At 65.8% G+C, this 12,729-nt stretch carries 10 protein-coding genes and 1 tRNA gene; 6 read left to right on the top strand and 5 right to left on the bottom strand.

What is annotated here, in order from left to right; all coding sequences use genetic code 11:
* Positions 1–11: 11 nt before the first annotated feature.
* Entirely contained in the window at positions 12–623 is a 612-nt protein-coding gene (gene maf / locus ING98_13990; protein ID MCA3102975.1) for a septum formation protein Maf, read from the top strand.
* Between the two features lie 19 nt (positions 624–642).
* On the opposite strand, the gene ING98_13985 is transcribed toward maf, so the two are convergent.
* The 3 genes from ING98_13985 to ING98_13975 are packed head-to-tail and all read right to left on the bottom strand — an operon-like array spanning position 643 to position 3,300.
* The gene (locus tag ING98_13985) at positions 643–1,602 is read right to left on the bottom strand and encodes a S49 family peptidase (protein ID MCA3102974.1); all 960 of its coding nucleotides are present in this window, start codon (positions 1,600–1,602) and stop codon (positions 643–645) included.
* Positions 1,603–1,637: 35 nt separating this feature from the next.
* Positions 1,638–2,294, bottom strand: a complete 657-nt coding sequence (locus ING98_13980) for an HAD-IA family hydrolase (protein MCA3102973.1) — start codon at positions 2,292–2,294, stop codon at positions 1,638–1,640.
* Entirely contained in the window at positions 2,278–3,300 is a 1,023-nt protein-coding gene (locus tag ING98_13975; GenBank protein MCA3102972.1) for an RluA family pseudouridine synthase, read from the bottom strand. Before ING98_13975 ends, ING98_13980 begins: the two co-directional genes overlap by 17 nt.
* Before the next feature lie 496 nt (positions 3,301–3,796).
* Here ING98_13975 and ING98_13970 point away from each other — a divergent pair, with 496 nt between their 5' ends.
* Positions 3,797–6,670, top strand: a complete 2,874-nt coding sequence (locus ING98_13970) for an Rne/Rng family ribonuclease (GenBank protein MCA3102971.1) — start codon at positions 3,797–3,799, stop codon at positions 6,668–6,670.
* A 63-nt stretch (positions 6,671–6,733) separates the two neighbouring features.
* Here ING98_13970 and uvrB read toward each other — a convergent pair whose 3' ends face one another.
* Complete coding sequence (gene uvrB / locus ING98_13965) at positions 6,734–8,887, bottom strand: excinuclease ABC subunit UvrB (protein ID MCA3102970.1); 2,154 nt, start codon at positions 8,885–8,887, stop codon at positions 6,734–6,736.
* A gap of 219 nt (positions 8,888–9,106) precedes the next feature.
* On the opposite strand from uvrB, the gene ING98_13960 reads away from it, so the two are divergent.
* The 4 genes from ING98_13960 (at position 9,107) to ING98_13945 (ending at position 11,664) form a co-directional block, all read left to right on the top strand.
* Positions 9,107–10,285: an aspartate/tyrosine/aromatic aminotransferase gene (locus tag ING98_13960; GenBank protein MCA3102969.1), complete on the top strand. Its 1,179-nt coding sequence runs from the start codon at positions 9,107–9,109 to the stop codon at positions 10,283–10,285.
* 73 nt (positions 10,286–10,358) lie between these two features.
* Positions 10,359–10,434: transfer RNA gene (locus ING98_13955), tRNA-Asn, on the top strand.
* 221 nt (positions 10,435–10,655) lie between these two features.
* Positions 10,656–11,120 (top strand): hypothetical protein, encoded by a 465-nt coding sequence (locus ING98_13950; protein MCA3102968.1) that lies wholly within the window; start codon positions 10,656–10,658, stop codon positions 11,118–11,120.
* Between the two features lie 37 nt (positions 11,121–11,157).
* Positions 11,158–11,664: a M48 family metallopeptidase gene (locus tag ING98_13945; GenBank protein ID MCA3102967.1), complete on the top strand. Its 507-nt coding sequence runs from the start codon at positions 11,158–11,160 to the stop codon at positions 11,662–11,664.
* A gap of 13 nt (positions 11,665–11,677) precedes the next feature.
* On the opposite strand, the gene ING98_13940 is transcribed toward ING98_13945, so the two are convergent.
* Positions 11,678–12,532 (bottom strand): metallophosphoesterase, encoded by an 855-nt coding sequence (locus tag ING98_13940; protein ID MCA3102966.1) that lies wholly within the window; start codon positions 12,530–12,532, stop codon positions 11,678–11,680.
* Positions 12,533–12,729: the final 197 nt, after the last annotated feature.

The raw sequence follows: 12,729 nt of genomic DNA, 5'->3' as shown, positions 1-12,729 counted from the left end.
CTTTCCCGCCGATGTCAAAGATCGCAGCGATGCTCCCGTCAATCCCGCCCCGCCTGATCCTCGCTTCCACCTCGCCCTATCGGCGGACCCTGCTCGAACGCCTGGGCCTGGCGTTCGACGTGGTCGCGCCGCGCATCGACGAGACTCCGGATGACGGGGAGACTCCAGCCGCGCTCGCGTGTCGGCTCGCCCGGGCGAAGGCGCTCACCGTGGCCGCGCAGGCACCGGGTGCAGTAGTGATCGGCTCCGACCAGGTTGCCGAGCTCGACGGCCTGCCGGTCAACAAGCCGGAGAGCCACGTGGCGGCCGTGGCGCAGTTAAGCATGGTTTCCGGTCGTACTCTCCGGTTCCACACCGCCATGGCCGTCATCCGGCTGGATCCTGCGCATTGCGTCGAAACGGTAGTGGCGACCGATGTCAGCTATCGGATACTCGACGCTGCCTTCATTGAGCGCTACCTGCTGCGGGACACCCCTTATGATTGCGCGGGCAGCGCGAAGGTCGAGGGGCTGGGCATTGCGCTCACCGAAACCGTCCGGGGAGACGATCCGACCGCACTGATCGGCCTGCCGCTCATTGCACTGACCCGCCACCTGCCGGAGTTCGGCATCCAGGTCGTCTAGCTGCGAGCGCGCCCGCCGTTCACCGGACCGGCGAGGTGCGCGGGGCCGTTGCCGCTCCCCAGAGCGCTTCCGCCGAGGCGGCACCGAATCGCCGCACCACGCGCTCCGCGATGTTCTCGCGGGGTGTGTAGTCGACGATCGTCTCCGCCTTGATCACCTCGCGCGCGACGTATTCGACGCTGCCGAGGGCGTCTGCCAGCCCGAGTTCGATGCTCCGCTCGCCGGTCCATATCAGCCCGCTGAATATCTGCGGGTCGGCCTTGAGCCGGTCGCCCCTGCCGCGCTTGACGACGTCGATGAACTGCGCGTGTATGTCGTTGAGCATCTGCTGCGCATGGGCACGCTGCTTCGGGTCGAGCGGGGAGAACGGATCGAGGAAGCCCTTGTTGTCGCCGGCTGTCAGCAACCGGCGCTCGACGCCCAGCTTGTTCAACACGCCGGAGAACCCGAAGCCGTCCATCAGCACGCCGATCGAGCCGACCAGGCTTGCCCGGTTGACGAAGATCTGGTCGGCAGCCACGGCGACGTAGTAGCCGCCGGAGGCGCACACGTCCTCCACCACCGCATAGAGCGGTATGTTCGGATACTGCTCGCGCAACCGCCGGATCTCGTCGTTGATCTGGCCGGCCTGTACCGGGCTGCCGCCGGGGCTGTTGATGCGCAGCACGACTCCCTGGGTGTTGCTGTCCTTGAACGCTGCCTGCAGGCCGGCGGTGATCTGCTCGGACGAAGCGGCGCTGTCGTTGGCGATCACCCCGTTTACCTGGACAAGCGCGGTGTGCTTCCCGGGTGAGGTCATCTCGCGCGCGCCGAACCAGCCGGTAGCGATGAAAAGCAGCAGGAACAGGTACAGGAACGTCAGGGACTTGAAGAAGATGCCCCAGTAACGCCCGCGCCGCTGCTCCTGCAGCGCAGACAGCGCGAGTTTCTCGAGCACCTTGCGTTCCCAGTTCTCTGGATTGCCTTCGGAATGGCTCATGCGATCGTTCTCCCCCTATGCGGTCGTGCGGCAGGTCAGGCGTGCTGCCTGAGCCAGTGGTGCAGTTCGTCGAATCGGTCGATGCAGGCGATTGGCGATGCCGCCGCCAGGTGCGGCCCGGGATGGGCGCCATACGTCACAGCCACGCCGGCAACGCCCGCTGCCCGCGCCATGTCGAGATCGTGGGTGGTGTCGCCCACCATCACGCTGCGATCGGCACCGATACCCAGTTCGGCGAAAAGTTCGTGCAACATCATGGGATCGGGCTTGGAGGCTGTCTCGTCCGCACAGCGGGTTGCATCGAAGCAGTCTTCGACGCCCAGGTTGAGCATGGCCCGGTCCAGCCCCCGCCGTGTCTTTCCGGTGGCTACCGCAAGCCGGAATCCGTTCGCGCGCAGGTCGTGCAGTGCCGCCTTCGCGCCCTCGAACAGAGGAATCTGCGCGTCACCGGAAAAGTAATGGGCACGATAACTGTCGGCGAGCCTGCGGTAGTCCGATTGCGGGAGTTCCGGCACGAGGTGGGCGAGCGCATCGTCGAGGCCGAGTCCGATCACGTAACGCGCCCTTTGTTCAGTCGGCACCGGCGCACCGATGTCGGCACAGGCCTGCTGGATGCAACGCGCGATCAGGCCGGTGGAATCGGCGAGCGTGCCGTCCCAGTCGAATACGATCAGGTCAAACCGGGTGGGCATCGGGGGCTTTCGTGGTACGCAGGAGCCGCTCTTCGGCCGCGCGGGCGTCGAGTTGCTCGATGAATGAAATGAAATCGGGGGGCAGCGGCGCTTCGATCGACATCGGCGCGCCAGTGCCGGGATGCCTGAAGCAAAGGCTGAACGCATGCAGCATCAGCCGGCGGATGCCGAGCTTCTTCAACGGCTTGTCGCGCTCCGGGTCGCCATACTTGTCGTCACCGAGGATCGGATGGGACACGTGCGCGAGGTGTACACGGATCTGGTGCGTCCTGCCGGTAAAGAGATGTGCGTCCAGCAGGCTGAAGGCCTTCCAGACGGACAGTGGTGTAAATTCTGTCTTCGCACTGACAGAATGACTGGTATCCCCTGCCCCGGGCACCCGCATGCGTTTCTCCGCGACCCCCTGAAGCGTTTCCTGCAGCGGCGCGTCGATCATCCGGCGCCCCTTCCGCCACGTTCCATGGGCGAGCACACGGTAATGCTTGGTGACCCGTCCCTCGCGGAGATCTTCGTGCAGCGCGGTAAGCACGCTGCGCTTCTTGGCCAGCAGCAGCAACCCCGAGGTATCGCGGTCGATCCGGTGGACCAGTTCGAGAAACTTCGCGGTCGGCCGCTCGGCCCTGAGTTGTTCGATAACGCCCCGGGCGACGCCACTGCCGCCGTGCACAGCCCATCCCGACGGCTTGTCGAGCACCAGCAGCCAGTCGTCCTCGTAGATGACGTGCGCGCCGAGCACTGGCATTTCGCTCCCGTTGCGCGGCGCGGTGCTGGCGCTTGCTGCGCCGAGGCGAACAGGGGGCACCCGAACCTTGTCATCGAGCACCAGCCTTCGCTCGGGCTGGGCGCGCTGCCCGTTCACCCGAACCTCGCCGCGCCGCAGCAGACGGTACACGTGGCTCTTGGGCACCCCTTTGAGGATCTTCAGGAGAAAGTTGTCGAGTCGCTGGTTCGCGCTTGATTCGTCAACGATTTCCAGCCGAACGGCCGCTTTGCCTGCGGGTTCCATCTTGCTATACTGCTGACGGGTCGAAACCCGCGGACAGTCCTCGCACGCGAGAGACTTGCTGAACGATCAAGCCTTTAGGCTCGATCATGGTGCTGGACAACCTTCCGGCCGAAGTGTTACACCCAAACCGGTTTTCCGTGATATCCACAGGTTACTTTCGCTCACCTGAACAAGCAGCGATCTTACTCGATCAAGTGCGTAACACCGCGGGAGTGTGTTGCAGCGGCCTTTCCGCAGCGCGCCAACGCGGCATGCAGACGCAGAAGCCTGGCTGGTCCGTTCGATGTCTTTCCTTTGCTTCCGGTCATTTACTCAGGTACCACGCATGTCGACCCCGGGTCGAGCGACGGGACCCGGATGCCCGTCAGAAGCGTGTCCCCGACAGAAAAGGTGCGAGACCCCTCACCACTGACCTGACGCAACTGCAACCGGCCTCCGGTTGCCCTGCGCGCCCTGCTTCGAGCGACCCCGTGCTTGATCGCGGGAGTCTGAATCAATGAAACGCATGTTGTTCAATGCGACGCAGGCGGAAGAGCTCCGCGTCGCAATCGTCGATGGCCAGAAGCTGATCGACCTCGATATCGAAACCGCAGGAAAAGAGCAGCGCAAGAGCAACATATACAAGGGCACCATCACCCGGGTCGAGCCGAGCCTCGAAGCTGCCTTCATCGATTACGGCGCTGACCGCCACGGCTTCCTGCCATTCAAGGAGGTTGCACGCTCCAATTTCCGCAGCGGCGCCGAGACCGATCCCTCACGCGCCACCATCAAGGACGCGCTGCGCGAAGGCCAGGAAGTCATCGTCCAGATCGACAAGGACGAACGCGGCACAAAGGGTGCGGCCCTCACTACGTACATAAGCCTGGCCGGCCGCTACATCGTGCTGATGCCGAACAACCCCCGGGGCGGCGGGGTTTCCAGGCGCATCGAAGGCGAAGACCGCAACGAGCTGCGCGACCTGGTCGCCCAGCTGGACGTGCCCTCCGGCATGAGCGTGATCGCGCGCACCGCCGGCATCGGCCGCACGCTGGAAGAACTCCAGTGGGACCTCGCTTATCTGTTGCGGCTGTGGGAGGCGATCGAGTCGGCGGCGAAACGCGAATCAGCGCCCTCGCTGATATACCTCGAGAGCAGCCTGGTCATCCGCGCGATCCGCGACTACTTCAGCCAGGACATCGGCGAAATCCTGATCGATACCCCGGACATCTACGATCAGGCCCGTTCGTTCATGGCCGCAGTGATGCCTGGAAACCTCGATCTGATAAAGCATTATCGCGACGACGTCCCGCTGTTCTCCCGCTTCCAGATCGAACATCAGATCGAGAGTGCGTATTCGCGCCAGGTCACGCTGCCCTCTGGCGGTGCGATCGTCATCGACCACACCGAGGCGCTGGTGTCGGTGGACGTCAACTCGGCACGATCGACGCGTGGTGGTGACATCGAAACCACCGCGTTCAACACCAACTGCGAGGCGGCCGACGAAATCGCTCGGCAATTGCGTTTGCGCGACCTCGGCGGCCTGATCGTCATCGACTTCATCGACATGGAGAACGCCCGCAACCAGCGCGAGGTGGAAACTCGCCTGCGCGATGCGTTGCACGTCGATCGAGCCCGCGTGCAGATGGGGAAGATTTCCCGGTTCGGCCTGATGGAGTTGTCTCGCCAGCGGCTGCGTCCTTCGCTGGGCGAGTCGGCGCACATTCCATGCCCGCGCTGCCATGGCACCGGCTTCGTGCGCGGCATCGAGTCGACCGCGCTGCACATCCTGCGTATCCTGCAGGAAGAGGCGATGAAGGAGAACACCGGCGCCGTCCACGCGCAGGTGCCGGTCGATGTCGCGACCTTTCTGCTGAACGAGAAGCGGCAGGATATACAGAGCATCGAGCTGCGGCAGAAGGTCAACGTGGTGCTGGTGCCGAATCTGCACCTCGAGACGCCGAACTACACGGTGGTCCGGCTGCGCCATGACGAACTGAACGCGTCCGAGCCGCCGGCGGCCAGCTACCAGCTGGTCGTGGCACCGGAGGCGCCCGAGACGCTGCCCGGAATGCCGGCCGAGCGCCCGCAGCGCCCGCAGGCTGCCGTGCAGGGCATCAACCCGGAGGCACCGCCGCCGACGCCTTCGCCCGTGGCGGTCCCGGCTCCGGTTGTTGCAGCGCCTGCACCGGCGCCTCGCTCTTTGTTCGACAAGATGTTCGGCTGGCTCAGCAGCAAACCGTCAGCGCCAACCGTACAGGCAGAGGCTGCACCGGCCGCAGCCGCGCCGGCAACTCCGGCTGCGCGGTCGCCGAGCGGCGACGCCAGCCGCCGTGGCGGCGCGCGTGACGGCGAGCGTCGCCGTGGTGGACGGGGCGACCGGCCCGAGCGCGGCGAACGCTCTTCCGAACCGAGGCGTGAAGGCCGCGGTGGCGAGCCACGCGCGGAGGGAGCACGCGATGCCCGCGGCGAGCGCCCTGCCCGCGGCGAGCGCAACCGTGGCGGGCGCGATGGCGCTCCGCGCACCGATGTACCGGCCGGCGCGACGGGTGCGGCGCTTGAAGCACGTCCAGCCCGTGAGCCGCGCGAGTCGAGGGAACCCAGGGAGCCGAGGGCGGAGCGCGAACAGCGTCCCCCGCGCGAGCGCGCGTCGGACGCCAGTGCAGCCGAAGGTTTGGTGACAGATGCAGGCCTTCCCGCAGCCGATGCGGCAGGTGAAGTGCGCGAGGGCCGCGAAGGGCGCCCGCGCCGTCGGCGTGGACGCCGAGGTGGTGGTGGCGAGCGTCGCAACGAAGGCGATGCAGGCGCGGCCGACACCGCCCGCGCGGCCGAAGGCGCTGCCGGAAGTGACGAAATGGCAGCGTCGGCGACACTCGCTGCCGCGGCTATCGAAGCGGTGGCGGCGCCTGCCGTTGCGGAGGCGACAGCCTCGACGGTTGCGACCTCATCGTCTGCAGCGGCGACTGTCGAGGTGCTGCCGGTTCCAGCCGCAGCCGCGCCGGTTGCCGATGCGGCCGGGGCTGCAGCCGAGCCGGTACCTCAGCCGGTCGCGGTGTTGCCGGTACCGTCTGCGCCGCTCTCAAGCGACCTCGTGCAGGTGGAATCGATCGCAACGGGGCCGTCCGCCGATGTGGTGCCTGCCGCTGCCACTGCCGCCGCGCCCGTCGAGACGGTACCAGCAGAGCGCCGCAAGCAGATCGCGACTGCACCCGAGCCGATCGTACTGCCTTCCGATCTGGTCATGATCGAGACCCGGCCGAGTGCCGCAGTGGTACCGCCGGCAGCCGTCGAAGCGGCGCCGGTGCAGCGGCGTGCGCCGCGTCCGAGGCCCGTCGCGCCTGTGGCCGCGGCCGATGCGGATGCCCTGGTGCAGATCGAGACCCGGAGGTCGTAGTCGGCGTACTGCTGTCGAAGGCCCGGCCCCGCGAGGAGCCGGGCTTTTTTTCTCCTTGCCGCCTCAGCGGCTGCCGGGATCCGCGGAGGGTTCGGTCTCCCGACCGCGTCCGAACAGCAGTTCCTTGAGCGCATTGAGCCGATCGCGTGCCTGGGCAGCCTTTTCGAACTCGAGGTTGCGCGCCCGCTCCATCATCTCCTTCTCGACGCGCTTGAGCTCCCGCGTCAACTCCTTGTCGCTCATCAGTTCGTAGCCAGCATCGTCCTGCGCGGCTTTCAACTTCTGGTGCGCATGTTCGGTGTCGTAGACGCCGTCGATGAGGTCGCGGATCTCCTTCTTGACGCCGCGCGGCGTGATGCCCTGCTCCAGGTTGTGTGCTTCCTGGCGTGTGCGCCGACGGTTCGTCTCGCCGATCGCCTTCTCCATCGAGTCGGTGATCCGGTCTGCGTACAGGATCGCCCGGCCGTTCAGGTGCCGCGCCGCGCGTCCGATGGTCTGGATCAGCGATCGTTCGGAGCGCAGGAAACCTTCCTTGTCGGCGTCCAGGATCGCCACCAGCGAAACCTCCGGCAGGTCGAGTCCTTCGCGCAACAGGTTTATGCCGACCAGCACGTCGAACTGGCCCAGACGCAGGTCGCGAATGATCTCTACCCTCTCGACGGTATCGATGTCCGAATGCAGGTAGCGCACCGCGATGCCCTGCTCGGACAGGTACTCGGTAAGGTCCTCTGCCATGCGCTTGGTGAGCGTGGTCACCAGCACCCGCTCGTTCTTCGCGATGCGCAGCTTCGCCTCCAGCAGCAGGTCATCGACCTGCGTGGCAGCGGGGCGCACCTCGATCTGCGGGTCGACCAGGCCGGTGGGGCGCACCACCTGTTCAACCACCTGGCCCGCGTGGTCCCGCTCATAGTTCGACGGCGTCGCCGAGACGAAGATGGTCTGAGGCATCAACTGCTCGAACTCCTCGAACTTCAGCGGCCGGTTATCCATCGCGGAGGGCAGGCGGAAGCCGTATTCGACCAGGTTCTCCTTGCGTGCGCGATCGCCGCGGTACATGCCCCCGACCTGCGGGATGCTTACGTGACTTTCGTCGATGATCAGCAGCGCCTCCTGCGGCAGGTAGTCGATCAGCGTCGGCGGTGGTTCGCCGGGACCCCGGCCCGACAGGTGGCGCGAGTAGTTCTCGATGCCCTTGCAGAAGCCCATCTCGTTGAGCATCTCGAGGTCGAAGCGCGTGCGTTGCTCGATGCGCTGTGCCTCGATCAGCTTGCCCGTTTCGGCAAAATGGTTGATCCGGTCGTGCAACTCCAGCTTGATCGCCTCGACCGCGCGCTGCGTCGTGCTGCGCGGGGTCACATAGTGGCTGGACGGGTAGACGGTGTAGCGCGTGGTCTTGCGCAGGATATGCCCGGTCAGCGGGTCGAACAGCGAGAGTTCCTCGATCTCGTCGTCGAACAGCGACACGCGTACCGCGATCTCCGCGCTCTCGGCCGGGAAGATGTCGATCGTGTCGCCGCGCACCCGGAAGGTTCCCCGCTTGAACTCCATGTCGTTGCGCTGGTATTGCATCGTGGTAAGGCGGCTGATCACTTCGCGCTGCGCGATCTTCTCCTGCGCGCGCAGGTGCAGGATCATGCTGTGGTAGTCGACCGGGTCGCCGATGCCGTAGATGCAGGAGACGGTGGCGATGATGATCGTGTCCCGCCGCTCGAGCAGCGACTTGGTCGCCGACAGCCGCATCTGCTCGATGTGCTCGTTGATCGATGAATCCTTCTCGATGAACAGGTCGCGCGAGGGTACGTACGCCTCGGGCTGGTAGTAGTCGTAGTACGAGACGAAATACTCGATCGCGTTCTCCGGGAAGAACTCGCGCATCTCGGCATAGAGCTGGGCAGCCAGCGTCTTGTTCGGCGCGAGCAGCAGCGCCGGGCGTCCGATGCGTGCGATCACGTTGGCCATCGTGTAGGTCTTGCCCGAGCCGGTGACCCCGAGCAGCGTCTGGAACGCCAGGCCGTCACGGATGCCTTCGGTCAGCTTCTCGATCGCCGTCGGCTGATCGCCGGCCGGCGGATAGATCAGGTGGAGCCGGAACGGGCTCCCGGGCCAGGTCTTCACCTCGACGGGTTCCTTCGACGGCGCGCCCGCCGGCGTGGCCGGCGCGCCAGCGCTCTCGCCGACCGCCGCCGCCGCGTCGCGGTTCTGCGCGGCGCGCCGCATGAACGGCGCAAGTTCGGCGAGCGCGAGTTCCGTGCCGTTGTCATCGCCGCTGCCGGCCCGGGCACCGCCGCGCGCGGCGGTCGCGCCGCCTGACCGGGGGGGATTGCGCCTCGAACGTTCCATTGCAGGTAAACTCTTTGTCGAAATTCAACCGAACATCATATCTGCAAAGCGATCATGAACCCGCCCGCAACGCCGTCGTTCCTCGCCGAAGTGTCCATGGCCCCACGTGACCCCATCCTGGGTGTGACGGAGGCCTACAACGCCGACAAGAACCCGAAGAAGGTGAATCTCGGGGTCGGTGTCTACTATGACGAGGACGGCAAGGTACCGTTGCTCGAGTGTGTTCGCCAGGCTGAACGCCGGATGGAGGAGTCGCCTGCCCCGCATGTCTACCTGCAGGGCGACGGATTCGCCGACTACAACCGCGCGGTGCGCGACCTCGTGTTCGGCGCCGCCAGCCCGGTGGTGACCGAGGGCCGCGTCGTGACCGTGCAGTCGCTCGGCGGCACGGGCGGCCTGAAGATCGGCGCAGACTTCCTGAAGCGTTTCGCCCCGGGCGCGAAGGTCTACATCAGCGACCCGAGTTGGGAAAACCACCGCGGCCTGTTCGAAGCCGCCGGCTTCCAGGTCGAGAACTACGCGTACTACGACGTTGCGACCCGTGGCGTAGCCTTCGACCGGATGATGGCCGACTTCGAGCGCATGCCTGCCGGCTCGATCGCCGTGCTGCATGCCTGCTGCCACAACCCGACCGGGGCGGACCTCAGCCGCGACCAGTGGACGACGGTCATCGATGTGGTGACCCGCCGCGGACTGATCCCCTTCCTCGACATCGCCTACCAGGGCTTCGGCGACGGACTGGATGCCGATGGCGAGGTCGTCCGGCGCTTTGCCGAAACCGGCCGACCGTCGGTAGTCGCGAATTCTTTCTCTAAGTCGTTTTCGCTTTACGGCGAGCGTATCGGCGCGCTGTCGGTGGTGACCACATCGAAAGAGGAGTCCGGCCGCGTGCTGAGTCAGCTCAAGCGCGTGATCCGGACGAATTACTCGAATCCCGCTGGTTTCGGGGCGAAGATCGTGGCCAGCGTCCTCAATTCCGGCGACGGCCGTGCATTGTGGGACAGCGAACTTGCCCACATGCGCGATCGCATCAAGTCGCTGCGCCGGCAACTGGTCGAGAAACTCAAGGCGCGGGTGCCTGGCGCCGACTTCGATTTCGTCATCGAGCAGCGCGGGATGTTCTCGTATTCGGGGCTGACCGCCGAGCAGGTCAACCGGTTGCGCGATGAGTACTCGATCTATGCGATCGACACCGGGCGGATCTGCGTGGCGGCGCTGAACAGCCGCAACCTCGATTACGTCGCCGACGCGATCGCAGCCGTGCTCGACAAATAGGCTTCGCGGGGCGGTCGCTGCAAAGTGCATTGACCACCCGCGGCGGGTTCGCTATATTCGTGGGCTTGCCTGTTCCCCGATAGCTCAGTCGGTAGAGCGACGGACTGTTAATCCGCAGGTCCCTGGTTCGAGCCCAGGTCGGGGAGCCATCCGAAAGCGAATAGCCCAGCCCGCGTGCTGGGCTTTTGTTTTCGTGATCGCCGTGTTGCTCCGTTCGCCCCCCCGTCACGATGCGCGACTCCCGGGGAGGCGCACCGGTCCGCGCGGCGGTGGTTTGCGAACGACCGGGAATGGCATGCCGCTTCGGCCTTGAGAACCGTCAAGGTCAAGGATGACTGTACCGACAGTCATGAAATGTCCGCCGAGTTACATGTATTCTCCCCCTCCCCGTCGCATCTTGAGTTTGAGGATTGCCTTGAAAAAGGTCATTTGCGCATCTGCGCTGAGTCTGTTGATGCTCGGTGGTTGTAGCAACCCGGTCGACGGCACTTACGCCATCGATATCGGCGCCACCAGGGCCAGCCCGGACTTCCTGGCAAAGGATCGACAGTCGCGCGGGACCGCGACGATGGGTCTGCAGGTGTTCGGCCAGCTTGCGGCAACCCTCACGATCGAGGGCTCCCAGTTCCGCCTGGCGATGCTGGATTGCAAGCTCAACGCCGATCTCACGAAAGCAGAGTGCAAGGACCAGGCCGATCCCTCCACGCCTGCCAGGACGCTGGGCTTCTCGCTGGCCGACGGCGTGATCAGGATCGTGGATCCGAGCGAAGGCTATCCTGTCGTCTACCGGAACACAAAGGGCGCCGGCACCGCGAGTTCCACTCGCACGCCGTAGCGCACTACAGGCACGGCTTTGTCGGCGAGAATCCTGCGTGGACTGTCCTGTTCCCTTGCTGCCTTATCTCGCGGGCTACCCGCCCGACCTGCTTGCCGGCGCAGCTTCACTGCTCCGGCAGGGCACGCTGCTGGATACCCTCTCGCGGCGCCACGGGCCATCCCACGATCTCCGTACCGACGGCGCGCTGTACGGCTACGTGATGCAGATCAAGAGCCGCTACCTGCGCACCGCCGATCCGTTGTCGCGGGTCGCATACGACAACCGGCTGCATGCCGTTCGCAACGCGCTCGGCATGCATACCGCCGTCTCGCGCGTACAGGGCGGCAGGCTCAAGGCCAAGCGCGAGATCCGCGTAGCTGGCCTGTTCAGGCAGGTTCCGGAACCCCTGCTGCGGATGATCGTGGTGCACGAACTCGCGCATCTCAAGGAACGGTCTCATGACAAGGCCTTCTACGCGCTTTGCCGGCACATGGAGCCGGCCTACCATCAACTGGAGTTCGACACCCGTCTCTGGCTCACCGCCATCGAATACCAGCCCTGACGAGCATCGAGCGTCAGCGCGCGGCGGGACCCAGCGCGCGCAGGATGCGGTACCGGCCCTCCTCGATCTGCGCGGCAGTCACGATACCGTTGCGGCTGCTGCCGCCGTCCAGGCCGAGGCGGTCGTACATGAAGCAATGGGGATCGTCCTGGCCCGTAAGTTCGAGATGGCGTGCCGGCGGGGTGTGTCCGTGCACTACCCGCAGGCCACCGAAGCCTTCCTTCCACTGCAGGAAGTCGGCCATGATCCAGGCCCATTCGGCTTCCCGGAACCGCGTCCAGGCTTGCGACAGGTAGGCCGTTGCGTCGACCATGGGCCTCAGGCCACCATGCACGAACAGCACGTTGCCAAGCTGCAGGTGCGTCTGCATCGAATGCAGGCAGGTCGTCACCGTGCTGCCCATGGTCGCTTGCAGCAGCGAGTGGTCGAGGGCTGCATCCGGGCGCCCTGCACGCCGGCGCATCTCGCCCAGCACCGCGCCGCCGCCCATGTGTTCGCCCAGCCACAGCTGGCGCGCGGCCGGCGCATGGGGGCCGTCGCCGATCGCGAGCAGCAGCGACATCTCGTGGTTGCCCATCAACCGATCGATACGATCGACGCTGCGCGCCGATGCATCCGTCGCCCACAGGTCGAGCACGCCGAGGCTGTCCGGTCCCCGGTCGATCAGGTCGCCCAGGAAGACCAGCCGCGAAGGTGCGTCCACGGCGCGGGCGATGCCGGCCACGGTGTCGAGGAGCTCGCCCAGCTGTGCCGCGCAGCCATGCACGTCACCAACGGCAAACACGCATTCGCCGCCGGGGGCGAACGGCGCTTCGCGCCAGCCGGAAATGTCCATGCTGATCGGGTGGCTGTGCGACCGGGCGTTCATGGCTGCGACGCCACCTTGCCCGGCGCCGTGCCTGGCTCGAGCAGCCGCATGAAGCCCGCACCACTGGTGGCCTCCAACATGATCGTCTTCACTCTCCCCCCGCCGTCGGTGGGTCACATCTTAGCCTCGATCAGTCGTCCATCGACGTCCTGTGGCGCCGGCTTCGGCGCAGCCGCGCTCTATAATCGGCGGGCCTT

The organism is Rhodocyclaceae bacterium (assembly GCA_020248265.1).
Lineage (GTDB): Bacteria > Pseudomonadota > Gammaproteobacteria > Burkholderiales > CAIKXV01 > CAIKXV01.
Note: the sequence above shows the minus strand (reverse complement) of the source record. Positions and strands in the feature narration are given on the sequence as shown.